General features: G+C 63.4%; 29 protein-coding genes. 20 read left to right on the top strand and 9 right to left on the bottom strand.

Annotation, left to right across the window (positions count from 1 at the left end; translation table 11 throughout):
- Window positions 1–263: 263 nt before the first annotated feature.
- The 8 genes from nifB (at window position 264) to draG (ending at window position 6,134) form a co-directional block, all read left to right on the top strand.
- Window positions 264–1,772, top strand: coding sequence for a nitrogenase cofactor biosynthesis protein NifB (nifB, locus tag KIG99_RS14920; RefSeq protein ID WP_226460866.1), 1,509 nt, complete (start codon window positions 264–266; stop codon window positions 1,770–1,772).
- Window positions 1,773–2,051, top strand: coding sequence for a 4Fe-4S binding protein (locus KIG99_RS14915; protein ID WP_226442727.1), 279 nt, complete (start codon window positions 1,773–1,775; stop codon window positions 2,049–2,051).
- A gap of 4 nt (window positions 2,052–2,055) precedes the next feature.
- Window positions 2,056–2,529 (top strand): ArsC/Spx/MgsR family protein, encoded by a 474-nt coding sequence (locus KIG99_RS14910; protein ID WP_226460865.1) that lies wholly within the window; start codon window positions 2,056–2,058, stop codon window positions 2,527–2,529.
- Window positions 2,507–3,778, top strand: coding sequence for an FprA family A-type flavoprotein (locus KIG99_RS14905; RefSeq protein WP_226460864.1), 1,272 nt, complete (start codon window positions 2,507–2,509; stop codon window positions 3,776–3,778). The genes KIG99_RS14910 and KIG99_RS14905 overlap by 23 nt, the downstream gene beginning before the upstream one ends.
- A 15-nt stretch (window positions 3,779–3,793) precedes the next feature.
- Window positions 3,794–4,081 (top strand): 2Fe-2S iron-sulfur cluster-binding protein, encoded by a 288-nt coding sequence (locus KIG99_RS14900; RefSeq protein ID WP_226460863.1) that lies wholly within the window; start codon window positions 3,794–3,796, stop codon window positions 4,079–4,081.
- Window positions 4,082–4,241: 160 nt separating this feature from the next.
- Entirely contained in the window at window positions 4,242–4,604 is a 363-nt protein-coding gene (locus tag KIG99_RS14895; protein ID WP_226460862.1) for a 2Fe-2S iron-sulfur cluster-binding protein, read from the top strand.
- 10 nt (window positions 4,605–4,614) lie between these two features.
- Window positions 4,615–5,187, top strand: coding sequence for a nitrogen fixation protein NifQ (locus tag KIG99_RS14890; RefSeq protein ID WP_226460861.1), 573 nt, complete (start codon window positions 4,615–4,617; stop codon window positions 5,185–5,187).
- Entirely contained in the window at window positions 5,166–6,134 is a 969-nt protein-coding gene (gene draG, locus KIG99_RS14885; protein WP_226460860.1) for an ADP-ribosyl-[dinitrogen reductase] hydrolase, read from the top strand. The genes KIG99_RS14890 and draG overlap by 22 nt, the downstream gene beginning before the upstream one ends.
- A gap of 4 nt (window positions 6,135–6,138) precedes the next feature.
- Here the strand turns inward: draG and KIG99_RS14880 are convergent, their stop codons facing one another.
- Window positions 6,139–9,111, bottom strand: a complete 2,973-nt coding sequence (locus KIG99_RS14880; protein WP_226460859.1) for a bifunctional diguanylate cyclase/phosphodiesterase — start codon at window positions 9,109–9,111, stop codon at window positions 6,139–6,141.
- Window positions 9,112–9,268: 157 nt separating this feature from the next.
- Between KIG99_RS14880 and KIG99_RS14875 the strand changes: the two genes are divergently transcribed.
- Together KIG99_RS14875 and KIG99_RS14870 are read left to right on the top strand one after the other, a co-directional pair.
- Window positions 9,269–9,736: a YeeE/YedE family protein gene (locus KIG99_RS14875; RefSeq protein ID WP_226460858.1), complete on the top strand. Its 468-nt coding sequence runs from the start codon at window positions 9,269–9,271 to the stop codon at window positions 9,734–9,736.
- Window positions 9,733–10,158 carry a DUF6691 family protein gene (locus KIG99_RS14870; protein ID WP_226460857.1) on the top strand — a complete coding sequence of 142 codons (426 nt, stop codon included), beginning with the start codon at window positions 9,733–9,735 and terminating at the stop codon, window positions 10,156–10,158. The genes KIG99_RS14875 and KIG99_RS14870 overlap by 4 nt, the downstream gene beginning before the upstream one ends.
- Here the strand turns inward: KIG99_RS14870 and KIG99_RS14865 are convergent, their stop codons facing one another.
- From KIG99_RS14865 to KIG99_RS14855, 3 genes are read right to left on the bottom strand one after another with little or no spacing between them, the layout of a single operon-like run.
- Window positions 10,159–10,545 (bottom strand): bacteriohemerythrin, encoded by a 387-nt coding sequence (locus KIG99_RS14865; RefSeq protein ID WP_226460856.1) that lies wholly within the window; start codon window positions 10,543–10,545, stop codon window positions 10,159–10,161.
- Window positions 10,545–11,102: a hypothetical protein gene (locus KIG99_RS14860; protein WP_226460855.1), complete on the bottom strand. Its 558-nt coding sequence runs from the start codon at window positions 11,100–11,102 to the stop codon at window positions 10,545–10,547. The genes KIG99_RS14865 and KIG99_RS14860 overlap by 1 nt, the downstream gene beginning before the upstream one ends.
- Window positions 11,103–11,129: 27 nt before the next feature.
- On the bottom strand, window positions 11,130–11,966 hold the full coding sequence (locus tag KIG99_RS14855) for an SIR2 family protein (RefSeq protein WP_226460854.1): 837 nt from the start codon (window positions 11,964–11,966) through the stop codon (window positions 11,130–11,132).
- A gap of 222 nt (window positions 11,967–12,188) precedes the next feature.
- On the opposite strand from KIG99_RS14855, the gene KIG99_RS14850 reads away from it, so the two are divergent.
- The 7 genes from KIG99_RS14850 (at window position 12,189) to KIG99_RS14820 (ending at window position 16,599) form a co-directional block, all read left to right on the top strand.
- A complete protein-coding gene (locus KIG99_RS14850) occupies window positions 12,189–12,329 on the top strand; it encodes a hypothetical protein (protein WP_226460853.1) in 141 nt (46 codons plus the stop codon).
- Between the two features lie 81 nt (window positions 12,330–12,410).
- Window positions 12,411–12,989 carry an SCO family protein gene (locus KIG99_RS14845; protein WP_226460852.1) on the top strand — a complete coding sequence of 193 codons (579 nt, stop codon included), beginning with the start codon at window positions 12,411–12,413 and terminating at the stop codon, window positions 12,987–12,989.
- Window positions 12,989–13,321, top strand: a complete 333-nt coding sequence (locus tag KIG99_RS14840) for a hypothetical protein (RefSeq protein WP_226460851.1) — start codon at window positions 12,989–12,991, stop codon at window positions 13,319–13,321. The genes KIG99_RS14845 and KIG99_RS14840 overlap by 1 nt, the downstream gene beginning before the upstream one ends.
- The gene (locus tag KIG99_RS14835; protein WP_226460850.1) at window positions 13,284–14,417 is read left to right on the top strand and encodes an ABC transporter permease; all 1,134 of its coding nucleotides are present in this window, start codon (window positions 13,284–13,286) and stop codon (window positions 14,415–14,417) included. The genes KIG99_RS14840 and KIG99_RS14835 overlap by 38 nt, the downstream gene beginning before the upstream one ends.
- A gap of 7 nt (window positions 14,418–14,424) precedes the next feature.
- A complete protein-coding gene (locus tag KIG99_RS14830; protein ID WP_226460849.1) occupies window positions 14,425–15,099 on the top strand; it encodes an ABC transporter ATP-binding protein in 675 nt (224 codons plus the stop codon).
- Between the two features lie 5 nt (window positions 15,100–15,104).
- Entirely contained in the window at window positions 15,105–16,112 is a 1,008-nt protein-coding gene (locus tag KIG99_RS14825; RefSeq protein WP_226460848.1) for a hypothetical protein, read from the top strand.
- 1 nt (window position 16,113) lies between these two features.
- Window positions 16,114–16,599: a TlpA family protein disulfide reductase gene (locus KIG99_RS14820; protein ID WP_226460847.1), complete on the top strand. Its 486-nt coding sequence runs from the start codon at window positions 16,114–16,116 to the stop codon at window positions 16,597–16,599.
- 129 nt (window positions 16,600–16,728) lie between these two features.
- On the opposite strand, the gene KIG99_RS14815 is transcribed toward KIG99_RS14820, so the two are convergent.
- From KIG99_RS14815 to KIG99_RS14800, 4 genes are all read right to left on the bottom strand, one after another.
- Window positions 16,729–17,280, bottom strand: a complete 552-nt coding sequence (locus KIG99_RS14815; protein WP_226460846.1) for a nitrous oxide reductase accessory protein NosL — start codon at window positions 17,278–17,280, stop codon at window positions 16,729–16,731.
- Between the two features lie 37 nt (window positions 17,281–17,317).
- The gene (locus tag KIG99_RS14810; RefSeq protein WP_226460845.1) at window positions 17,318–20,041 is read right to left on the bottom strand and encodes a TonB-dependent receptor; all 2,724 of its coding nucleotides are present in this window, start codon (window positions 20,039–20,041) and stop codon (window positions 17,318–17,320) included.
- A gap of 102 nt (window positions 20,042–20,143) precedes the next feature.
- A complete protein-coding gene (locus tag KIG99_RS14805) occupies window positions 20,144–21,073 on the bottom strand; it encodes a FecR family protein (RefSeq protein ID WP_226460844.1) in 930 nt (309 codons plus the stop codon).
- Window positions 21,070–21,567, bottom strand: coding sequence for an RNA polymerase sigma factor (locus KIG99_RS14800; RefSeq protein WP_226460843.1), 498 nt, complete (start codon window positions 21,565–21,567; stop codon window positions 21,070–21,072). Before KIG99_RS14800 ends, KIG99_RS14805 begins: the two co-directional genes overlap by 4 nt.
- A 253-nt stretch (window positions 21,568–21,820) precedes the next feature.
- On the opposite strand from KIG99_RS14800, the gene KIG99_RS14795 reads away from it, so the two are divergent.
- From KIG99_RS14795 to KIG99_RS14785, 3 genes are all read left to right on the top strand, one after another.
- Window positions 21,821–22,429 carry a nitrous oxide reductase accessory protein NosL gene (locus KIG99_RS14795; protein WP_226460842.1) on the top strand — a complete coding sequence of 203 codons (609 nt, stop codon included), beginning with the start codon at window positions 21,821–21,823 and terminating at the stop codon, window positions 22,427–22,429.
- Window positions 22,429–22,911, top strand: coding sequence for a nitrous oxide reductase accessory protein NosL (locus tag KIG99_RS14790; RefSeq protein ID WP_226460841.1), 483 nt, complete (start codon window positions 22,429–22,431; stop codon window positions 22,909–22,911). The genes KIG99_RS14795 and KIG99_RS14790 overlap by 1 nt, the downstream gene beginning before the upstream one ends.
- Window positions 22,912–22,989: 78 nt before the next feature.
- Window positions 22,990–23,751, top strand: coding sequence for a bacteriohemerythrin (locus KIG99_RS14785; protein WP_226460840.1), 762 nt, complete (start codon window positions 22,990–22,992; stop codon window positions 23,749–23,751).
- Window positions 23,752–23,795: 44 nt separating this feature from the next.
- Here the strand turns inward: KIG99_RS14785 and KIG99_RS14780 are convergent, their stop codons facing one another.
- Window positions 23,796–24,611: an NAD(+)--dinitrogen-reductase ADP-D-ribosyltransferase gene (locus KIG99_RS14780; RefSeq protein WP_226460839.1), complete on the bottom strand. Its 816-nt coding sequence runs from the start codon at window positions 24,609–24,611 to the stop codon at window positions 23,796–23,798.
- Between the last annotated feature and the right edge of the window lie 303 nt (window positions 24,612–24,914).

Below are 24,914 nucleotides of genomic sequence, written 5' to 3'. Positions count from 1 at the left end.
CGGAATCCTCCCGATTGTAGGAGCACGCCGCGCGAAGTCAATCAAATGACATAGAACAATGTCTTGACACGGCGAACTCTCCAAAACAGACGGGGATGATCAGCCGGCAAGGTCGGGAAGCCGGCCGCGGGCTGTCGCGTTTCTGACAAGGTAACCGACAGAGCCAAGACAACAAACAAGCAAACCATTGATTCAAATAAACAAACATGACTGGCACAGCGATTGCTGAATAGGCTGCAAACCGATTTCGAGGAGCCTTCATCGTGGAACTTCCAGTTATCAGCAATACCCCGCCGGCCGCAGAAGGCGGCGGCTGCGCCTCCAGCGGTTGCGGCAGTGCGCCCGACGCACTGGCCCACCTGCCCGATCACATCCGCGCCAAGGTTCAGGATCATCCCTGCTACTCCGAAGAGGCGCACCATTACTTTGCCCGCATGCACGTTGCCGTGGCCCCGGCCTGCAACATCCAGTGCAATTACTGCAACCGCAAGTACGACTGTTCCAACGAATCCCGTCCGGGCGTCGTTTCCGAAGTGCTGACGCCGAAGCAGGCGATCAACAAGGTGCTCGCCGTCGCCGCCGAAATCCCGCAAATGACGGTACTCGGCATCGCCGGCCCCGGCGACCCTCTCGCCAACCCGGCCCGCACTTTCGAGACTTTTGAAGAGCTTTCGGCGCGCGCCCCGGACATCAAGCTCTGCGTGTCGACCAACGGCCTCAACCTGCCGATGTATGTCGACCGTATTGCTCAGCACAACATCGACCACGTGACGATCACCATCAACTGCGTCGATCCCGAAGTCGGTGCCAAGATCTACCCGTGGATTTTCTGGGAGAACAAGCGCATCTTCGGCGTCGAAGGCGCACGCATCCTCATCGAGCAGCAGCAGAAGGGTCTGCAGATGCTGACCGAGCGCGGCATCCTGGTGAAGGTCAATTCGGTGCTGATCCCCGGCGTCAATGACGAGCATCTCAAGGAAGTCTCGAAGATCGTCAAGGCCAAGGGCGCCTTCCTGCACAACGTCATGCCGCTGATCGCCGAGCCGGAGCACGGCACCTACTACGGGATCATGGAGCAGCCGGAACCGACGCCGGAGCAACTGCAGGAACTGCAGGACGCCTGTGCCGGCGACATGGCGATGATGCGCCATTGCCGCCAGTGCCGTGCCGATGCGGTCGGCCTGCTCGGCGAGGATCGCGGCGACGAGTTCACCATGGACAAGATCGACGTCATGGAGGTCGATTACGAAGCCGCCATGGTCCGCCGCAAGGAAGTGCACGACTCGATCATCGAACAGCTTGAAGCCAAGCGCGGCAACGTCAAGCCGAAGGCCGAAGAACTCGGCATTCCGGCTGATGCCCGCCCGGTGCTCATGGCGGTAGCCGGCAAGAACGGCGTCGTCGCCGAACACTTCGGTCACGCCAAGGAGTTCCTGATCTACGAGGCCTCGCCGGCTGGCGCGCGCTTCATGAGCCATCGCAAGACCGAACTCTACTGCGGCGGCATGGATGCCTGCGGTGACGGCGACGTCGTCGATGCCGGCGCCACGGAATCGCTGCTCGAACGCAACATCCGCATTCTCGAAGGCTGTGAAGTGGTGCTCTGCTCCAAGATCGGCTACGAGCCTTGGGGCAAGCTGGAAGCCGCCGGCATCGTGCCGAATGGCGAACATGCGATGGAGCCGATCGAGGAAGCGGTGATGGCGGTGTACAAGGAAATCGCGGCGACCGGCAAGCTGAGTCCCGCGCTCGATAGCAAAAAGGTGGCGTGAATGGCTCTCCAGATTACCGAATCCTGCGTCAATTGCTGGGCTTGCGTCGATGTCTGTCCGAACGACGCGATCTACGAAGACAAGCCGCATTTCCTGATCGCCGACGATAAATGTACCGAGTGTCTGGGCGATCACAGCGTGCCGCAATGCGCTGCGATCTGCCCGATTGAAATGGCCATCGTCGATGAACTGGGCGCATTCCTGAATCCGCCCGGTTCGCTGACCGGCATCCCGATTGAAAAGCTGAAGCAATTCGGCCTCTGGAAAGAAGCGGCATAACCCCATGGCAGTTGTCACGTTTTACGAAAAACCCGGTTGCAAGGGCAATCTTCGCCAGAAGACCCTGCTCGCCGCCGCCGGCCACACCGTGCAGGCGAAAAACCTGAAAACCGAGGCGTGGACCGCTGACCGCTTGCTTGCCTTCATCGGCAAGCTGCCGGTTGGCAGCTGGTTCAACCCGGCGGCACCGGCGATCAAGGCCGGGCAGATCGTGCCGGAGAACCTCAGCTTCGAGCATGCCGTCAATCTGCTGTTGGAAAACCCGCTGCTGATTCGCCGCCCGCTGATGGAAATCGGCGAGGAACGCATGGTCGGTTTCGATGTTGCAGCGGTCGACGCCTGGATCGGGCTGAATAACGTCGAATTGCCGGCTGGCAATATCGAAGCCTGCGTGCATGGCCCCGAAGGCCACGGCAGCTGCGGCAGCCATGAGCATGAGGACGAGGACAGCAGCCATGTCAGCTGCGGCCATCACTGATAACGCGATCGAGATTGCTCCGGGCGTCCACTGGGTGGGCGCCCTCGACCCGCATCTGCGCACCTTCGACATCATCCTGAAAACCGCCAACGGCACGAGCTACAACTCGTATGTCGTGCGCGGCGAAACCGGCGTCGCGGTGATCGATACGGTCAAGGAAAGCTTCGCCGACGATTTCTTCCGTCGCCTCGAATCGGTGGCGCGTTACGACGAAATCACCACCATCGTCCTCAACCACCTCGAGCCTGACCACAGCGGCGCCCTGCCCGAGTTATTGAAGCGTGCCCCACAGGCCCGCGTTTACCTGTCGAGCCGCGCCCAGATGATGCTGAAGGCGCTGTTGAAGCCTTCCGGCGAAAAGCCGCCCGAATACATTCCGGTCACCACCGACGACACTGTCGACCTCGGCGGCCGGACGCTGCGCTTCCTGCATACGCCCTACCTGCACTGGCCGGACACGCAGTGCACCTATCTCGAGGAAGACGCCATCCTGTTCACCGGCGACGTCTTCGGCTGCCATTTCTGCGACGGCCGCCTGTTCAACGACCGGGTCGGCGATTTCCGCTTTTCCTTCGAGTATTACTACGCCCACATCATGCGTCCCTTCCGCGAGTACGTGCTCGACGCGATGGCCTTGATCGAGCCGCTCGCCCTGCAACTGATCGCGCCGGCGCACGGCCCCATCCTGCGCCACCAACCGCGCGACTATGTACTGCGCTACCGCGAGCTGGCCTCGCCGCGCCTGTTCAACGAAGCGCGCAGCGAAAAGACCCTGGTCGTCTTCTACATCTCGGCCTACGGCAATACCCGGCGCATGGCCGAGGCACTGGCTGCCGGCGCCGAACGCATCGAAGGCGTGCGTGTCTCGCTGTACGACCTCGAAGGCGGCGAATCCGGCATCTTTACCGACCTGATCGAGGAGGCCGACGGCATCGCCATCGGCAGCCCGACCATCAACGGCGATGCCGTACGCCCGATCTGGGATCTGCTCTCCTCGCTGACCACCGTCAACATCAAGGGCAAGCTCGGTGCCGCCTTCGGCTCCTACGGCTGGAGCGGCGAAGCGGTACGGCTGATCGAGGACCGCCTGCGCGGCCTCAAGCTGCGCGTACCGGTCGACGGCCTGCGCATCAAGCTGGTGCCGGCCGCCGAGGAACTCGAACACTGCCGCAATCTGGGCGAAAGCCTGGCCCGTCACCTGACCGGCCAGGTCGAACACCGCGAGATCGACATGGCGTCGCTCGCTTAAAACAGGGAGAAAACAATGCCTAAAGCAAAAGTCACCTTCGAAGACATCGGCGTCACCGTCACCGTCCCGGCCGGCACCCGTCTCATTGAAGTCTCGGAAAAGGTCGGCGCCGGCATCGTTTACGGCTGCCGCGAAGGCGAATGCTGCACCTGCCTGACCAAGGTCATCTCCGGCGGTGAAAACCTCGCTGCCCCCAGCATGCTGGAAGACCAGGTACTGAAAGACAACCTCGCGCCGCGCGGCCACCGCCTGGCCTGCCAGGCCCAGATCATCGGCGGCGACATCGTCGTCAAACCAGCCTGAAGGCGCGTTGCCCCCATGACTTTGTCGACTTCGCCTTGCCGTGCAATTTGCACTGCCTGCGGCTCGTCTTCGCGTCCTGGGCGCAATGCGCCTTCAGGCCACGCATGAACAACATCCAACCACAACAGAGAAAACTCTAAAACCGCTCAGGAGAAATACGATGGCCCTCATTACATTCAGCAGTCACATGCACAAGGACAAGACGGTTTACGCCGTCGCCGGCAGCCACCGCCAGACCGTTCTGGAACTGGCCAAGGAACACCACATCCCGATCGACTTCGGTTGCGGCGATGGCGAATGCGGCACCTGCCTGGTCAAGGTTTCCTCGGTTGATGCCAAGCGCTCGCCGATGGGCGCCCCGCTGACCGATCGCGAAATCGGAGTGCTCAAGGAAATGGGTCATATCACCCAGGCCCAGATCGACCAGATGCGCGTCGACGACCTCTGCCCGACCCAATGGCGCCTCGCCTGCCAGGTCGTGCTGCGCGATGAAGACGTGCTGATCGAATACCCGAGCAAGTGAGTCACCCATCATGAACGGCCCGGACCGCCGCCTCGCCCGCGAAGTCATCTTCGCGGAACTCCTGCTTGCCCCGTGCAGCAGCAAGGCAGCCGGCGATCCGAACCGTTCATTGCTGGCCAGCATGCTGGCCGGTCAGGGCATAGGAGAAGGTTGCCTGCCGCCCGACCTCGGATTGGGAGAAGAAGTATTCCGCCACCTGCTTGGCGAGTACTTCCCCGATGCCGAGTTTTCTGGCCATAGCCGCCAGGTTGAAGCGATTCCCGAATGGAGCGACCTGCAAAAGCTGCTGCTTGAGCATCGCGCCCGCCAACACCCATCCGAACTGCTGCTCGCCAATATCGTCGCCACCGCCTGCGCCGGCCGCGACCATCTCTGGCAGGACCTCGGCCTGCTCAACCGGGCCGAACTGAGCAGCCTGATGTGGGCAAACTTCCCTGCCCTCGCCGCCGCCAACACCGGCGACATGAAATGGAAGAAGTTTCTTTACCGGCAATTCTGCTCGCGCGAAGGCATCTACGTTTGCCCCGCGCCCTCCTGTGGTCAATGTCAGGAATACGCCAAATGTTTTGGACCGGAGAACTGATTGCCCGCACGGCGCCGGTACGCCGGCGCGCGGCACCACCGCCCTGGGCTTCGCCCCGGCTCGACAAGGCAATAGCCGCCTACCTCGGCCTGGCGATCGGCGATGCGCTGGGAGCCAGCGTCGAATTCATGACGCCCAACGAAATTCGCCATACGCACGGCGTGCACCGTGAAATCACCGGCGGCGGCTGGCTGCGCCTGAAGCCGGGCACGGTCACCGACGACACGACCATGGCGCTGGCGCTCGGCGCCGCCATCCTGGCCAGCGGCGGCGTCGATGCCCTTGCCGCGGCGCAGGCCTTCGATGCCTGGATGCGCGCCAAGCCGGTCGACATCGGCAATACCGTGCGCCGCAACCTGATCCAATTCAGGAAAACCGGCCGGCCGGAAGCCGTCGCCAGCGAACACGACGCCGGCAACGGCGCGATCATGCGCGTCCTGCCGGTCGCCCTGGCCTGTAGCGGTCAACCGCCGGAAAACACCATTTTTGCCTGCCGCGCCCAGGCGCACGTCACGCACAACAACGAACTCTCCGACGCGGCTGGCGAAACCCTGGTTTTCATGGTCCAGGACCTGCTCGCCGGACGAGACACGGCTGCAGTCCGCGCGCGTGCCGATGCACTGGCCCGGCAACATCCGCTCTATGCGTTTGACAACAAGCCGCGCGAGAACCCGAGCGGCTATGTCGTGGAAACCATGCAGGCCGTCTTCCAGGCCTTTTTCGCCACCGACAGTTTCGAGGATTGCCTGATCGACATCGTCAATCGCGGCGGCGATGCCGACACCACCGGTGCCATCGCCGGCATGCTGGCCGGTGCCCGCTACGGACTGGAAAGCATTCCGAAACGCTGGCTGAAGGTGCTCGATGGCAAAACCCGGGAAGCCTGCGAGCAGCAGGCCGCCGGACTGATCAAGCTGGCGGACGAAAGAATCCCGGCCCTGGCTTGATCGTTCAGGCCTGACAGCTGGCTACCAGGGCGACGACCTGTTCGGCCGGAATGCCCGGACTGCAATAGAAGCCCTGGTATTCGTCGCAGCCGTGACGGCGCAGGAACTCAAGCTGCTCGATGGTTTCGACGCCTTCCGCAATCACCTTGCGCTCGAGCTCCGTCGCAATGCCGATCACCATGCGCACGATCGCCGCGTCGTTGCTGTTGCGCTCGAGATCGCGCACGAAGGAGCGGTCGATCTTGATCTTGTCGATCGGGAAACGCTTCAGATACGACAGGCTGGAATAGCCGGTGCCGAAATCGTCGATCGACAGGCTGACCCCAAGTGCCTTGAGTTCTTCCATGATGCGCACCACCCGTTCCGGATCCTCGACGATGACGCTCTCGGTGATTTCCAGTTCAAGATAACGCGCTTCCAGCCCGGTGTCCTGCAAGGCCTGCGCTACCGCGGCGACAACGTCGGCTCCGTGGAACTGTACCGCCGACAGATTGACGGCCACCACCAGCGGCGCCATGCCGGCATCCTGCCAGGCCTTGTTCTGGCGACAGGCTTCTTCCAGCACCCAGGCACCGATCGGCAGGATCAAGCGGCTTTCCTCGGCAAGCGGAATGAAACGGACCGGCGAGACCATGCCGAGTTCCGGATGCTGCCAGCGCAACAGGCACTCGAAACCGATGACGGCACCGCTGTGGATATCGACCTGCGGCTGGTAATGCAGCAACAACTCGCCGCGGGGCAGCGCCCAGCGCAAATCGCTTTCCAGGCGCAGGCGTTCCTCCATCCGCACATTCATGTCGGCCGAGAAGAAGCGGAAACTGTTCGGCCCGGAGTTCTTGGCATGGTGCAATGCATTGTCGGCATTGCGCAGCAGGATCGCGACATCGCCGCCATCCTCATGCAGCAGGCAAATACCGGCCGAAGCGGTGGTCACGACATCGCTGCCTTCAATGCTTACCGGTCGACCGATCACATCGAGCAGTTTCCGCGCGACGATTTCGGCCGCAATCGGCCGTGCGCCCTCGGCGAGCAGCACACCGAACTGGTCGCCGCCGAGCCGACCGACGACATCGCCGTCGCGCAGCAATTTGCGCAGACGCACGCTCATCCGGCGCAGCAGGGTATCGCCGGCCGCGTGGCCGAAGGCATCATTGACGCGACTGAGCTGGTTCAAATCGATAACCAGCAATACCCCCGGCTTGGCAGCCGCCAGCCATTCGCCAAGAACCCGGGCGAAACCCTGGCGGTTGGGCAGTTCGGTCAGCTGATCGACGTGGGTCAACGACTCGATCCGCGCCTCGGCCGCCTTGCGCTCACTGAGATCGGTGACGAACACCGCCCAATTGACGACCCGCCCCTCGTCATTGCGGATCGAGCTGACATTGCAGTAAATCGGCAAACGGCTGCCATCCTTGCGCGCCGCCTGCATTTCACCGCGCCAGATACCCTGCTCATCAAGCACCTGCACGACAGCGTCGAGTGCCGCCGGGTCCTGACAGCCATCCACCATGAAGCGCGGCAAGCGGCCCTGCAGGTCCTCCAGCGTATAACCGCTGATCGCCGTCACCGCCTTGTTCAAGGTCAGGACGCGACGCTCCTCGTCAAGAATCAGGACGGCATCGTTGGCGTTGTCGAAAAAGTGGGTAATCAGGCGTTGCCGCTCTTCAGCCGCGAAACGCTCGCTCATGTCCCAGGCCACACCGGCCAGTCCGCGCGGCTGGCCATCGTCGCGATAAACCGGAACACGCAGGAACTCGAAGGGGGTCAGCTTGCCGCACAGATGCAGCCAGACCAGTTGGCGGACCGGCCCGCCCTGGCGGTAGACCTCCAGTTGCCCGGCGCGCAGCACTTTGGCTTCCTCCACCGGGAAAAGCTCCTCGACGGTATGACCGATGATCGCATCCATCGACCGCCCCAAAGAATGGCAATAAGCTTCGTTGACCGCCAGGAAATGACCATCGTTGTCGAGCAGCCAGGCCGGATCGGGAATCGAATCAAGCAGGGCACGACTCTCCCGCGACTTGTCGGCAAAATCGGCGGCCAGCTTTTCCGCCAGCGCCTCGGCCTGACGATAGCCCATGCCCCAGGAACGCACCAGCGCCAGCAGGGCGCCGAGCAACACAACAGCGAGCACACCGTAAATCAGCGCCCGGCGCTTCCATTCGGCAAGGATATCGGCTTCGGCAAAACCGACCGTGACGACAAATGGAAAACCTTCCAGCGCACGATAGACAAAAAGACGCTGCTTGCCGTCCAGCGCACCGGCCCGGCGGAAACTGCCATGCGATTCGCCCGCCTGCAGCGCAGCCGGAATCGGACTGTCTTCCAGGATGCTGCCCTGCCGCTCGGGCAGCCTCGGAGCGCGGGCGAACAAGGCCATGTCGCGACTCCACAGGGCGATGACGCCATGCTGCCCGACCTCCAGCCCACGGTAGTAACGCTCGAAATAATCGGCACGCAGGGTGGCAAATACGACGCCGGCGAAATTGCCGGCCCGATCCTGCAGACGGCGGGCAAAAACGATCACGATGTCATGCGTACTTCGCGAAACCAGAGGCGGCGAAATAACCAGTTCGGCTGCGGGATCGTCACGCAGGCGGATGAAATAGGGACGATCGGCGATATTTACATCGCTCAGCACACCACTCGCATCATAGAGGTAGCGCCCGCTGGTATCGGCCACGCGAAAGCTTCGCACTTCCGGAATGCGCTTCAGATAGTACTGCAACCCCTCTTCGACGCGCGCGCGCGGCACACGATCTGCGATATCGAACTGGAAGCGCTGCACGAAATCCGAGAGTTGCTGATCGACCTTGCTCGCCGTCGCCTGCAAATGACTTTCCAGCAACTTGGTCAGCGTGGCACCGATATGTTCGGCCGCCTGCAACTCGCGTTCACGCGACTGCTGCAGATCGAGACCGACCCAGCCGAACAGGCTCAGGCACAGCACTGTCACCAGCAATGCACCGAAACGCAAGGACCACTTCGCCGCCACCCTACCCCCTGATTCGCAGCTGTTTAATTTACTTGTTTGGCGCAGTCTAGCACGTGAAATACTGGAATCCAGGTACGAAAAACCGCGAAACCATGACGAGTGATGCGACAATTTCGTCCCCTCCCTGCCCCCCTTATTGATGATTTCCCACTATTTCCCGAACGGCCTCGAGCGTTACCTGATCGGCGGCCTGCTGATCGGCAGCGGCGTTGCCCTGCTATTTCTGAGCACCGGCCGCCAGGGCGGCGTCAGCACCTTCTTCAGCGCGGCCTGGTCCTGGTTCAGCCAGCACCCCTTCTTTCAGCAAGCCAGCCTGCGCGACAGCCGGCACTGGCGACTGCTCTACGCGCTCGGCCTGGTGCTGGGCGGCGCCGTCTACGCCGGACTTGGCCTGCCGCTCGCGGCGAGCCAGTTGCCGACCTGGAAATTCGCCGTCGGCGGTCTGCTGATCGGTTTCGGCGCGCGCCAGGGCGGTGGTTGCACCTCCGGCCACGGCATCTGCGGCATGGCCTCGCTGTCGGCCGGCTCGCTGCTCATGGTGTGCACCTTCCTCGGCACCGCCATCGTCACCGCGCAGACCCTGAGCTACCTGGGCATTGCGCCATGAAGCAGCGCCTCAACCAGATCGCCACGCTGGCCAGCGGCGCCTTGTTCGGCTTCGGCCTCGCCTGGTCGACGATGATCCGGCCGGAATCGGTACTGGCCTTCCTCAATTTCCAGGACCTCGGGCTGCTGCTCGTGCTGGGCAGTGCCGTTGGCCTCAACCTGCTCGTCTTCCAGCTCGCGCCGCGCCTGCGCAAACGCGCCCTGCTCGGCGATGCCTTCCAGCAACGCCCGTTTGCACTGAACCGGCAGACCCTGAGCGGCGGCGTGCTGTTCGGACTCGGCTGGGGGCTGTGCGGCGTCTGCCCGGGTCCGGCGCTGGCCGGACTGGGGGCCGGCAATGGCGACCTGCTGATCGCCCTGGCCGGCATCTTTGCCGGCGCCTGGCTGCAAGGCCTTTGGGCCGGCCGCCCGAAACAGACCTGATTACTGCGCCGCGGCGCGCTGCTTGAGCGTACCGGCCAGCGCGGCATCCATCGTCGCCAGATGAGTGGCAAACCACTCGGGCAGCGCCTTGGCATATTGGCGTGCGCTGACCAGTCGACCGGCCGCCACGCCGCGCGCGAAGTGCGCCAGTTCGCCGAGCACACGCAGATGCTCGCTGTTGTGCTCGCCGATCGCCGCGAAGCGGCAGGCCTTCATCAGCTTGCCTTCATGTTCGAAATGCAGCCGGGTATGTTCGTGCAGGCGGGCAAAGAGAGCCGGGAACTCGGCGTCCGACGCGCCTTGCAGCGCATCGGCCAGATCGACGAACTCGCGGTGGGTGGCGTCCATGTCCGCCACCCCGAGCCCAAAACGCTCATCCCACGGCATCAGATGGCGCCGTGCGTGACGCGCTTGGCGTTGTTGGTGGTCTTCAGGGCTTCTTCGAGCGTCGATTCCGGATACTTGAATTTTTCGGACTTGAGGGCTTCATGGACGGTGACGACCTTATCAGCCGACGTCTGGCCCTTGAAGTCACCCTTTTCCAGGCCGACCAGGTCGATCAGCTCATTCCAGGCCATGCCTTCGGTGAGCGGGATGAAGACGACGCTGGCACCGTTCACCGTGGTGATGAAGGCCTTGGGAATATTGATGGTGAACAGCACGACGATGGCGCCGGCCTTGAGATCGGCCCCCAGGATTTCAGCCAGGAGCGGGAATTCCTGCAGTTCGTCGAGCGAACCGGACAGCAGCTTCAGATCGTCACCCTCGGCGAGCAGCGCAGCCTGCTTGAGAACCGCAGCCGGCGGACCGCGACGGCCCTGGGCATCAGCCACTTCGCCCTCTTTCAGGATGAACTCGCCACGATAGGCGACGACGCCCGGCTTGCTGGCGGCTTCCTTGAAATTGGAATTGAAAAAGAGGTGTTGGTAACGATCGAGCAGCATGTTTCTTCCTTGGTTGATTGAATAAGTTCAGGCGGGAACGGGCGCGCCGATGAAGTCGAAGATGTCGGCAGCGATGATTTCGAGACCGACCTTCTTGCAAAAGCGCTTTTCCTTGTCGGTCGGCGTCGCGATGAAGACCCAGCCGGCCGGCTGGGCCGCGGCGTAGATGAAGTCGGACATCACCATGCGTTCGGTGTCGCGGTTCAGGCGCAGGCCCATCAGCAGGTATTTCTTGCCCTTGCGCAGTTCCTTGACCTCGGGCGGAATCGAGAAGCCGCCCATCAGTTCGGTGATGAAATCGACGTAGTCGGCATCGGAAGCGATGTAATTGGCTTCCGGCTTGGGCGTGCCCATCGGCTTGAACAGGATGGGCAGGGCCGGGTTGATCGCCTCGCTCTTCTGGTAGGCGGCACCGTCCCAGAAATAGAGCTTGTAGCGGAAATCAGTACCGCCGATGCGGGCAATGCCGACCACCAGGTTGTGCGGCACGCCGGCGTAGGAGTCCTGCAGCTGCGTGTCGCGATTGATATCGACGACGTAATGCGGCGCGATTTCCTTCAGCCAGTCGTGGAAGGCACCGCGCGTCCATTCCGTCTCGCCGTAGGTCCGGGTCAGGAACTTGGTGACGGCGCTGCGCCCGCGCTTCAGTTCGATGTTCATCGCAGCGCGCGGAAATTCGTACATCAGCTTCGGCGCCATCGGCTTGCCGCCGTTCATGGCGATGATCAGCGAGTCGCTGTCCGCCGGGATAGGCTCACCGGTCGCGACATTCCTGACGTCGGCGAGCACGCCCGAACCAATATAGGGAACGATGCTGCCGTCCTTGAGGCCGGCGAGCAGCTCGGCACGCAGTTCTGGGGTCATGTTTTTTCTCTGTCGTGGGGCTAGGGTAGATGCCCTCACGCAAAATCCACGCCCGACGCAGAACAACGCAGCCATGCGGCTTTCCGCGCGCCACGCCGAGGCATTGTCAGCTTTGCGACACGACATCCGGGACGCGGTGCGACATGGCAAGTGCGACACTATGTCGCACTTGCGCCGGCAGAAAACTCGCTAGCATGCGAGCACTGCACCGGGGAAACCACCATGAACCACAACCAGACCACCCCAAAAGAGCCGGAAATGGTCTCGCTACTGCTTGGCGCCGGTTTTACGCTGGCTTCGCTGATCATCCTGCCCGCCATCGCCCAGCGTGGCGCCCTGATACGGGCCGAAAATCGTTTCTGATCCTGGCGCTTTTGACATAAGCGCTGTTTCCGGCACGTATCCGAGGGCAGACTGCACATCTGCTCTTTTGCATTGTCCGCCATGAAAAAATACACCCTGATCGGCATTGCCCTCTTTCTCGCGCTCCTGCTCGGTGCAGCCCTCTTGCTGCGCGGCGGCGGCCCGGCCCGGCCCGCCAACCTGCCGACCGGCGGCGATTTCATACTGCAAACGGTCGACGGCCCCTTTGACACGAAAACCGAGCGCGGCAAGGTGCTGCTCGTCTATTTCGGCTACACGAACTGCCCGGACATCTGCCCGGCCTCGCTGGCCGCTGGCGGCCAGGCGCTCAACGCGCTGACACCGGAAGAGCGGGCCAAGGTTCGCCTGCTGATGATCTCGGTCGATCCCGAACGCGACAGCCTGCAGCATCTCAAGGAATACACCGGCTTCTTCCACCCGAACATGCTCGGCGCCACCGGTACACCGGCCGAAATCGGCAAAATTGCCGGCAGTTTCGGCGCCGGCTACGTCAAGCAGGCAGCCAGGGCCGATGGCTCCTATGCCGTCGATCACACGGTATCGACCTATGTCGTCGGGCCGGACGGCAAACTGGCGGCCGTGCTCGATCTCGGTGTCACGACCGACAAACTGCTCGCCAGCATCCGCCAATTGCTCTGATGTTGCGTCCCTCGACCTTCGCCGCCGCGCTGCTCGGCGCTGCCGGGCTCGCCTTCGCGGTCAGCCTGCTCGATGCGGCGCGCCTCGGCACAGCCCGCCAGCCGGCGCGCGACGAACGGCGCGTTCTGGTCGGCAAGCTCGGCCTGACCGATCTTTCACTATTCACCGAAGCTCGCTACACCCGCCATCCCTCGCAGGCCGACCTGCATTCCGCATTGCAGGACCATCCGGCCGCCTTCGACCATTTCCCGACCGGCGCGCTGCTCGCGCCGCCGCCTCACCTGACTGCCCCGTATGCATCCCTGGCTGGAAAAACAGCGTCACCTGATTGATTTCACGCTGGCCGCATTGGCCCGGCGCAAGGCAAAGAATATCGGCCTGCTTGCCGCCTACGCGCTGCTCGTCTTCGTGCTCGCCTCGCTCGCCTTGTTCACCCAGGCCTTGCGCAAGGAAGCCGGTTTCGTGCTCGCCGCTTCGCCGGAAGTCATCGTCCAGCGCATGGTGGCCGGCCGCCACGACCTGATCCCGCCCGGCTACCTGGAAAAAATCGGCCGCCTGCGCGGCGTGCAGAAAAAGGAAGGCCGGCTCTGGGGCTATTACTACGACCCGGTGGTAAGCGCCAACTACACCTTCATGGCCCGCCCGGCCGAGGAAGTGGCGAGCGGCAGCATCATGCTCGGGGCGACGCTGGCGCGGGCACGCGGCCTGCAGCCGGGCAACCTGATTTCCTTCCGCTCCTATGCCGGCAAGCTGTTCAGCTTCAAGGTCGCCGCCCTGCTCTCGCCCGATTCCGAGCTGCTCGCGGCCGATCTCGTGCTGCTCTCGGAGGACGATTTCCGCGCCTTCTTCGACTACCCGGCCGGCCATTACACCGACATCGCGCTGTCGGTCGCCAATCCGCAGGAAGTGCGCAACATCGCCGCCAAACTCGCCAACGCGCTGCCCGACTCACGCCCCATCCTGCGCGAGGAAGTGCTGCGCACCTACCAGAGCATTTTCGACTGGCGCGAGGGCATCGTGCTCACCGTGCTGGCCGGCGCCATCCTCGCCTTCGCGCTGCTCGCCTGGGACAAGGCGTCCGGGCTGTCGGCCGAGGAGAAACGCGAGATCGGCATCCTCAAGGCCATCGGCTGGGAAACCGGCGACGTCATCCGCATGAAGCTGTGGGAAGGCGTGCTCGTTTCGCTGAGCGCCTTCCTGCTCGGCTTTGTCGCCGCCTACATCCACGTCTTTTATTTCGGCGCGGCGATTTTCAAGCCGGTGCTGCAAGGCTGGGCCGTGCTCTACCCGAGCTTCACGCTGGTCCCGGCGGTCGACGGGCTGCAGATCGCCACTTTGGCCTTCTTCACCATTTTCCCCTACAGCGCCGCCGTGCTCGTGCCGATCTGGCGCGCCGCGACGACCGACCCCGACGCGGTAATGCGATAAGGCCACCATGATCGAACTTTCCGCCGTCAAGAAGGCCTTCAACCTGGGCCGACCCAACGAGTACTGGGCGCTGCATGGCATCGACCTGGCCATCGAGGCCGGCCGCGTCACCGCCTTGCGCGGCCCGAGCGGTTCCGGCAAGACGACGCTGCTGACGCTGATCGGCTGCCTGGCGCGGCCGACCACTGGCCGCGTCCGCCTCCGCGGCGAAGACATATCCGGCCTGCCGGAACGTTTCCTGACCGAGATCCGCCGCCAGACCTTCGGCTTCATCTTTCAGCAATTCAACCTGATCAAGGGCCTGTCGGCACTGGAAAATGTCATCCTGCCGGCCTTCCCGACCGGCCGGCCGCGCCCCGAATTGGTCGAGAAAGCGGAAGTCCTGTTCGACCAGCTCAAGCTCGGCCACCGCGCCGCGGCCAAGGTCGAATGGCTGTCCGGCGGCGAGCAGCAGCGCGTCGCCATCGCCCGCGCCCTGATCAACGATCCGGCGGTGATCATCGCCGACGAGCCGACCGCCAATCTCGACACGGCCCTGGCGAAGGAATTCATGGCCATCCTCGAAGGCTTCACCGCCGCCGGCAAGACGGTACTGCTGACCAGCCACGACCCGCTGGTCGTCGAATCGAGCGCCGTGCATCGTGTCGTCGGCATGCGCGACGGCCGACTGGTCGACGCCTAAAAAACATGCTTTTTCAGCCGGCCATCATCGCCCTGCTGCTCGCCTCCGGCCTCGCCGTACTCATGCTGGCGGCCGCCGCGCCGTTTGCCGTGCAAATCATCCGGCGCTGGGACATCAGCAGCGGCTCGGAACTGCAACTGGCGCTGGAACGCCGCACCTACCTGTTCTCGACCCTGCTCGGCTTCGTCTTCGCCGCCCAGCTCGGCGCACTGCTGCTTTTCGTGTTCACCGCCGACCGCCTGAGCGTGATGTTCGTCGGCGCGATGTGCGCGGTCGGCACGCTGAACGTCAATGGCTACGGCTTTCCGGCGCTGCTGAGCCAGATTGGCGTCTTTTTCCTGGCCGCGATGTGGCTGACCATCAACCATGCCGACAGCCAGGCCCGCGATTACCCGCTGGTCCGCCTCAAGTACGCCCTGCTGCTCGTGCTGCTGCCGCTGCTGGCCGGCAGTTTCTGGCTGGAATTGCAATATTTCCGCGGCCTCAAGGCCAACGTGATCACTTCGTGCTGCGGCAGCCTCTTTTCCGGCGAAGCGAAAACCATCGCCGGCGAAGCCTCGGGCCTGCCGGCGCAGCCGGCCATTTTCCTGTTTTATGGCATGTTGACCGCTGCGGTCGCCGCCGCCCTCGTCCATTGGCGACGCCCCGGCCGGACCAGCGGTTACGTCTTGGCGGCGACCAGCGGTGGCGCCTTCGTTGCGGCCATCACCGGCATCCTCTCCTTCGTCTCGCTCTACCTCTACGAACACCCGCACCACCACTGCCCGTTCTGCATCCTCAAGCCGGAATACGATTACCAGGGCTACGCGCTCTACCTGCCGCTCTTCGTCGCCACCGCGGCCGGCCTCGGCGCCGGCGCCTTGCAGCCCTTCGCCAGGATACCCAGCCTGGCGGCCAGCCTGCCGCGACTGTCGGCGCGCCTGGCCGCCGTCGCCGCCGGCGGCTTCATCCTCTTCGCGGCGCTGGCCACATGGTTCGTGCTGGCGTCCAACCTGATCCTCATCGAGCACTGACATGCGCCGGCTGCTCGCCGTCCTGTTTTTCTGCCTCGCCGGCTGCGGCGACGAGACGCTGCCCCGACTCGACAGCGGCGATGCCGCGCCCGTCTTCTCGACAACGACGTCGGACGGGCAGCCCTACACGCTGCCGGCCGGCGGCAGCGGGCGGCCGCTGCTGATCGCTTTCTGGGCCGACTGGTGCCGCTATTGCGCCGCCGAATTGCGCGCCATCGACACGCTCCACCGGCGGCGCCCCGGTGCTTTCACGGTCGTCGCGATCAACACCGGCCAGGACCGGGCGACGGTCGCCGCCTTCGCGCGCAAGCTCGACCTCGGCTACCCGGCGCTGCTCGATGCGGGGGCGGCGATCACCCGCCGTTACGGCGTGATCGGGCTGCCGGCCACCTACCTGGTCGACGCGCAGGGCATCGTCCGCGGCAAGCTGCTCGGCGAGGCCGATGCCGCGACCATCGAACGCCAGCTCGCCGCCCTCTTGCCCTGAGCGGCAGCGGTCGACGCTGCAAAAACGGCATTTTCCCGGCGTCGACCGCCGGGCTGGGAAACGGCTGGGAAACGGCTGGGAAACGGCCGGTTGCCGACAATCAACCGGCCACCACCGGCTCTTTTCCGATCAGCTACCGCCCTTGCGCAGCAGGCGTTCGCGGTCGTTGGCGTAGCGCCGGACCAGGCTGTTCGCCGTCTCGTCGAAGGACGCGGCGATCGCCGTCGCGAAGCTGCCAATCTCGCCGCCGTAGGTCTGCTGCGCCTGCAGCGCCGCTGCGCGGCTGGCGAAGGCAACCTTGCTGACCGGGGTCATCACGCCGCGCAAATCGCTGCCGATCAGGTAGGTCGCCGACGCCGCCTCGACCAGCGCCTTCGGCTCGGCGGTCGACGCGTAATCGGGCGCATAAATCGTCCGAAAGCCGCGCCGCCGCTCGCGCAGCATGCACTCGGCGGCGCAATGCACGGAGCAGGTGCCCTGCGCCGTAGCATCGCCGTAATGCAGCAGATGGCGCGCGTAATGGAACTTGCGGCGGTCCATGTTGCAGATCACGCAGCGCGGGTATTTTTCCAGTTCGTCGACCAGCGGCTCCGGGTCGCCGGCCGCCCCGACCGTCTCGGCCATCGCCTTGCTGCCACCGGCCAGGAGCAGCGCCCCCAGCAATACATCTCTTCTTTTCATTGAAATTCCCTCCGGCGCTCTAGACGCAATAAGCCAATCAAAAGCGATAACCCAACTCCAGCCAGAACTGACGGCCGTATTCGTAAAGCCCGCCCAGGCTGGACCCGTTGTCGTACATCGCGACCTTCCGGTCCAGCACGTTGTTGATCGACACCGTGGTATAGGCTTCCTGCTTGGCGATCCCGGTCGGGATCGACCAAGTGGCGCTCAAGTCCCAGACCATAGCGCCGCCGAAATGGCGCTTGGCGTAATCGGTGATATTCACGCCGTTATAGCTGTAGCTACCGACCGAGACGACCTGGTCGTAACCCGCGCGATAGCGCAGGAAGTTGCCGATCTTGATACGCGCCGCCGGAATTTCGGTATTCAGCAACAGCCGCGCCGTCCAAGGGCGGATGTAGTTGTCGACCGGCTTTTCCGACCAGGGCATGACCGTGCCGTTGTAGCGGATCATCCGGGCCAGGCCGTTGCTGTCCAGGGTCTCGCCATAGCTCATGTGCGATGCCGTGACTTGCGTCCGGTCGAGCACGAGCATCGCCTCCGTACTGGTGCCTGCCAGCTTCCAGGGCCTCGTATTGGTGGCGGTCAGCGACAGGATATCGGCATCGCTCTTCCCGTCGTTGCTGAAGTAGTAGAGCAGGTTGCCCGAACCGCCCGGATCGGTCACGGTCTGCGTTGCAACCTGCTTGCGCCCCTTGCGGTTCACCCATTTCGCCGTCCACGAGAAGCCGCCCCATTGCTGACGCAGGGAAAGCATCGCTTCATCGTCATAGGGATTTTCGAGGGGACGGGCGCGATCCCGGTCAAAGACATTGCTGCTATATACCCAAGGCGAGGCCATGCTGGCCCGGGTTTCGTAATACAGCAGGCCACGCCGGCCGGCGGTCAGCTGATAGGCAAACAGCGGATAGCTGTAATAGCGATTCAGGCCGGCCTCGAACTGCGTGCGCTTGTCGCCGAAGACGTCCCAGAATGCAGCCAGGCGCGGCGCCAGGCCGGACTTGGTGGACAAGTCGTCGTTCTGGTAGCGCAGCCCCAGGCGCAAACGCAGATCGCCCTGCAGAATCTCGTCCTGCATGAAAAGCGCCCGGCGATAGCCTTCCGCCTCGATCCGCCCGGCGCGGTAGGTCGCGCGTTGCGACAGGAATTGTCCGCCCCAGGTCGGCTGGTTGTAAGGCGCCGACAACGAACAGGTCGTGAAATCGGCGACTCCGTCGGGGCCGATGCACGAATTAGTGTCCTTGGGTTTTTCGTAATAGGAAAAGCTGCTTTCCCGCTCGTAATAGGCTTCGGTTTTCGAGAGTTCGAGGCCCGCCTGGAACTGGTGCCGGAAATCGCCCAGTTGCAGTGCATTCCAGTCGAACTTGCCGAGATAGGTTGCGGTACGCTCCTTCTGGTTTTGCGGCCCGCGGCCACCTTCGACGGCATTCGATCCGGCTGCGGCCCAATTTTTCTCCGGCGAGGCGTACCACCACTTTGACGATGCCGCATCCTCGTTGCCGCGCGAGCCTTCGACTTCGGTCCAGGAAACGCGCTGGGTCAGCGTTCCCTTGTCGAGCCGCCAGACCATGCCGAGATTGGCCCCCATGCCGCCGCTCCGGTTGGTCCAGCCCGAGTTCTGCCAGGTATTCATGTAGCGCCGGTCTTCGCCCGGCGCGAAGGTAACGGACATATCCAGATCAATATCGCTGACCGGATGCCAGAAACCGCGGACGAAGAAATTTTCCAGCTTGCGGGTTTCGGTCAGATTGTTCTGCGGACTGGCGACGCCGCCTCCCTGGTAGCTCTGCAGGGGGATGCTCGACTCGGTCTGGACGAAGCTGCCGATCAGGCCGCTGTTCTCGGTCGGTTTGCCTTCCAGTGCAAGGCGCCAGCTTTGCTTGGTGAACTTGGGTTGCCCGAGAAAGCTGTCGCTGGAGTTCTGGTAGGCATCCTTGTAACGCTCGTCGACATACGCATGCATCCACGAAGAACGGGTCGTCTGGTACGACAACTGACCGCCGAAAGCCCGCTTCGGCTCACAGGTTTTTGCTTCGACCACGCCGCCGGTAAAGCCACCGAATTCGACCGCCACGTTGGCATCACGCACCACGATGTCACACACCAGACTGGAGTCGATATTCATGCCGAAGGCGCTGCCCGAGAGCATGTGCGGCATATTCTCGGTCTTCGTCGCCGGATCGAGGTGATTGCTGATCCCCATGCCATCCAGCATGTAGGAGTTCTGGTAAAACTTGGCTCCGTTGATGCTGATATCGGCCGGCGCAATTTCACCGCCCTTGGCCGACTGAAGCACCTTGGAGTCGAACTGCACGTTCGGATGGATTTTGAGCAAACTGGTCATGTCGCCGTTGCCCCGCGGCAGGGCCTCGATGACCCGCCGATCAAGGTGTTCCTCTCCGGCGGAAAGCGGCATCGCAGCTGCCGTTACCAACACCTCCGGCAACTCCCTTTCCCCGGAGGCCGATGGTTTTTTCTGCACCACGAACGTCCCCTTGCCCGTACTGGCAAAGCCGAAGCCGCTGCCGTCGAGCAACTGGCGCAAGGCCGCTTCGGGTGAAAGATTGCCGTGCAGGGCCGGAGCGCGGGCGCCTTTGAGTTCGTCGGCGTTGAACAGCAACTGGATGCCGCTCTGGCTGGCCAGCGCGGTCAGCGCGCCGGCCAGCGGCTGGGCGGGAATGTCGAGTGTCTTGGCCTGGGCGAGAACGCCGCCGGAATGGATGGCGGCGACGAGCAGCGCCAGGCGTAGTGGTTTGTGCATGTCTGGAACCCCTGTTACGTTGTTTTCAAGCGGACCTGCAGGTCCTGTATGACTTGAGACGTAAAACGGGGCAGCACCCTGACAAGGATCTGCAAATATTTTTCAGCGCCGGCGCAATTGCGTTGCTTCGGCCTTTTCCTCGATCCGCAGCGGCAGCAGGACGGTCAGGGCCTTGAGCAGGCCGGCCCGGTCGCTGCGGTCGAAGACGCCGCTGACCCGGTAGTTCTCCAGGCCGGCCCCGGCCAGGCAGAGCGGACGCGCATGCTGGCGGTTGATCTGGCGCACGACTTCGCCGAGCGAAGCGTCTTCGAAAATCCAGCGCTCCTGCTGCCAGACACCGACATTCAAGGGATTGACGACGCGACTGGCGGCGATTTCCCCGGCCTGGTAGCTGGCTTGTTCACCGCCATGCAGTTGCCGCTGGCGGCCGTCGGCCAGGCTGATCTCGACCGCGCCTTCGGCGACCGCGACGCTGACCTTGCCTTCGTCCTGCAGCACATTGAAGGTGGTGCCGATGTCGCGCAGGCTGCCGCCGGCGGCCTGCACTTCGAACGGCCGCCAGCCGGGTGCGACCTTGAACAGCGCCTGGCCGCGCACGAGTTCGATGTGCCGCCGCCAGGGCGTGTACTCGACGCGCAGTTCGCTGGCCGCATCGAGTTCGACCTGCGAACCGTCTTCCAGCATCAGATGCCGGACCTCACCGATTTTGCTGCTTTCCGGGCGGTCCACCGTCTGGGCATGGTAAATCATCCCCAGGGCGAGCGCGGCGACGATGGCCAGCGCGCCGCCGGTCCGCCGCTTCTGGCGCGGCCGCGGCCGGGCGACGCTGTCGAGCGCCCCCCAGAGTTTCTCGAAATTGCCGTATTCGCGCCGATGTGACTCGGAAGCCCCCAACCAGCGCCGGAAATGTTGCTCTGCGTGCGCGTCTACCGCTGGCGAACGCATCCGCAGGAACCAGGTCGCCGCCTCTTCGGCCAGACGTTCGGCCGCGCCGTGCCCGGCCGGCTCGTTGCTTTCCGGCGTCGGCCTCATGCCGGCATGACCTGCAGACGCAACGAAATCAGCGCCCGGACCAGATGTTTCTCGATGGCATTGAGCGTGACCCGGTATTCCTGCGCCAGCCTCGCCTGCGGCACGCCATCGAATTTGTGGCGGATGAAGACTGCGCGGCATTTGGGCGGCAGGGCGTCGATGGCGCGGCGCAGGCGCTCGACTTCCTGGCGGGCGATGGCGAAACGCTCCGGCGACGGGTAATCGGAAACCAGATCGGCGCACTCTTCGATGTCGACCCAATGCGCCGCCGACAACGGGTTGGCGCGGCCATGGTCGATCGCCAGGTTGCCGGCGATGCGAAACAGGAAGGCGCGCGGGTTGTCGACGGGACGCTGCGGCGCGGCGAGCAGGTAGCGGACGAAGACTTCCTGCGCCAGTTCGGTCGCCACCTCGACACAGGACAGACGCCGGGTCAGGAAGCGGCGGATTTCTCCAATGTGATCGATGTACAGGGAGGCAATCGCGCTGGGCATGGCGTACGCAGGAAACTGAAAGGCTCGAAATCCGGAAGCCGCGATTTTAGGTGGCGCCGCGCGCTCGCCCCCGCGACATATCGCCGCACCGCGGCCGGCCGGGCATGGCCCGGCAGTTGGCAGTTGGCAGGGCATCGACTACGCCCTGGTCATGCGCAAACTGCTCGGCTGACTGCGACAATATGCCGCACAGCCACTCCATAACCAGCCGCTAACATAGCCGCTCCGTTTGTCGAACCGAGGGAGCACAACAATGAATCGCCGCGATCTTCTGAAAATTTCCGCCCTGGCCGGTCTCGCTACCGTTTCTGCCGGCGCCGCCGCTGCCGAAACGGCCTGCAGCACCGACGGCACGCCGAACCAGTTCACTCCGAAGACGGCCGCCGATGCCAAGCCGCTCGACAACGAACTGGGGAAATACGCCAAATGCCCTTACTGCGGCATGGATCGCAAGGAACACAACCGCACCCGCATGCTCGTCCAGTATTCCGACGACCTGGCCGACGGCGTCTGCTCGATTCACTGCCTGTCGTTGAGCCTCGGCCTCAACATCGACCGCGAACCGAAAGTGATTTATGGCCCGGATTACGCGTCGACCGTCGAGCCGCGGCCGTTGCTGCCGGTCGATCAGCTGACCTACCTGATCGGCGCCGACCTCAAGCACGCCATGACCAAGCGCAGCAAGCATTCCTTCGCCAGCGCCGATGTCGCCAGGGAATTCCAGGCCAAGCACGGCGGCACGCTGGCCAAGTTCGACGACGCGCTGCGCGAGTCTTATCTCGACATGGCCGCCGATGCCAACATGGTCCGCAAGAACCGCGCCGAACGCCGTCGCCGCGCCGCCGAGCAGAAGCACGGCTGATGCTGCGCCGCGCCTTTCTCGGCCTCTGCCTGAGCCTCTGGGTAAGCCTTGCGCTCGCCCAGAGCGTGCCCAAGCCGGGCGCCAAAGACCTCTGCCCGGTGTGCGGCATGATCGTCTCGAAGTACCCGAACTGGGTCGCCGTCGTCACCTGGAAGGATGGCCACAGCCATTTCTTCGACGGCGCCAAGGACCTGTTCAAGTTCCTGCACGACCTGAAGAAATACGCGCCGGGCCACCACAAGGAAGACATCGCCGGCATCTGGGTTACCGATTTCTACAACCTGGAACGGATGGATGCACGCCAGGCGCTGTTCGTCGCCGGCTCCGACGTCCTCGGCCCGATGGGCCACGAGTTCGTGCCGCTCGCCAACCGGGCCGATGCCGACGACTTCCTCAAGGATCACAAGGGACGCCGCATCTACAGCTTCAAGCAGATCGACCCGACCCTGCCCGGCCGCCTCGACGACGGCAAGTTCGACTGAGCCGGTCGACTGCCCGAAAATGGGCAAAATGCCCGACTTTTTCTTGTCGGCAGGCGATCAAACGCTCGTATTGATCGCTTGCCGCCCCCTTCCGAGCGCAAAAACTTCCCCCGCGGGCTGACACGGACGCATCATGTGGCAGATAATTCGCCGCTGGTCGAAGCTTTCACTTTCGGGAGAAATCGCATGCCGAAGAAACTGTCCTGGAATCAAAACTACAGCGTGGGTGAGCCAACGCTGGATGCGCAGCATCAAAAACTGATGCGCTTGTGCAACCGTTTATCCACTTGCCCGGCGGACAACAGCGAAACGGCCAATACACAGTTCTTCGAAATTCTCGCCGACCTCTCAGCCTACGCCCGCGAGCATTTCGCTACCGAAGAGTCGATACTCCGGGCCTGCAAATATCCCCGCCTGGCCACCCAGGAAGCGGACCATGCCGAATACGAAAGGCATGTGAACGAGTTTCTCAACGCCGCCGAAACCGGCATGCCGGACAAGTCGGAGTTGCAGAAGCTCCTGTCGAGCTGGTGGAAGGACCACATCCTGATTTCCGACATGGATTACCGGAATCACGTCATGGCTTTCAATCAGGCAGCGCACCGACCGGTCCAGCCACAATTTTCGGCAAAGCAAATAGGCACGCTGCGCCGGAAGGCCGGCCTGAGCCAGGAAGCGTTCTGGGGCCAGCTCGGCATTACCCGCTCATCGGGTTCCCGCTACGAGAGCGGCGGAGAAATTCCCGGAGCAGTCCAGCTCCTGCTGCAGTTGGCCTATGGTGATGCAGGCGAAGCCCAGGCATTGTTTGCCAGCCTGCGTACTGCCAGCCGAAACGACTGACCCACACCGGCAGACCCTTTTACCGGCTGCGCGCCGGCAAAAAACTAAATTGTCGACAAACTGACATCGACCACGCCGCCGATCACCAGGAACTCGTCCTCGCCCTGCAGCACGCCGGGCAGCAGGCCGCAGTGGAAGAAAATCTTGGTCAGCGGAATGTCGACCGCCATGATGTAGTCGCCAAACTCGCAAGCGCGGTCGCGACTGCAGGTAAATGAACTGAGATTGTTGAGCAGGATGGTCTGGCGGCCGCCCTTGCCCTTGGCCAGCACCTCGTGCTCGCCCACCCGGTTGATGCCGCGGTACAGCGTCACATGCTGCGCCCCCTGATGGCGCAGCGCCAGCTCCCGCTGGCAGAAGGAATAGACCAGGTCGAACTGCGACTCCAGCGCATTGGTGCCATACAGCCCCTGCGAGCGCATTTCCTGGTAGCGGCGATAGCCCTCGCCACTCGGGTCGCGCAAGGGAGCGCCGTGGTAGCGCGGCATCAGGCCGAAGCGTGACTCGACCCAGCCCTTGAGCACCGCCCCCTCGCGGCTGTCGGAGTCGAAACTCCAGCCGCGGATCATCCGGATGTAATTGGCCTTGGCCCGGTTGCTGGCCTGCCCGGTGTAGCCCATCTCCTCCAGCCACTCGAGCTGGAAACGCACGGTCAGGTAATCGCGAAAGACTTCCGCAGTAGTGCCGGGAGCCGCCGCGGCAAGGCGGCGAAAGAGGTCGGCATGCAGTTCGGCAACGCCATCGATCAGGAGCGGACTCGGATACTGCTGGTAGGTCAGGCCGCCCAGCACGACAGCCGGCAGATTGCAGCGATTGATCGGCAGGCGAGCGTCAGCGGGCAGGGCCGGGCCACTTCGCAACGAGTCGGAGAAAAGACTGGCGTCTCCTGAAGCAGGTTTTGTCTCGCTGACGCTCGACGCGTTGTGCGTTGCCCCGATCTGAACCCCGGGGCTGCCGCGCAACGGATCAGGTAGGAGACTGGCGTCTCCTGAACCGGGTTTTGTCTCGCTGGCGCTCGACGCGTTGTGTCGGGCGCCGGGCAAATGCCCCGGAACACCGTCCAACGAATCAGATAGGAGACTGGCGTCTCCTGAACCGGGTTTTGTCTCGCTGGCGCTCGACGCGTTGTCGTCACCCCTACAAAGCGTGGGGGAATTGTCGGA

Origin of the sequence: Quatrionicoccus australiensis (assembly GCF_020510425.1) — a bacterium.
Lineage (GTDB): Bacteria > Pseudomonadota > Gammaproteobacteria > Burkholderiales > Rhodocyclaceae > Azonexus > Azonexus australiensis_A.
This window is presented reverse-complemented; position numbering and strand designations above follow the sequence as displayed.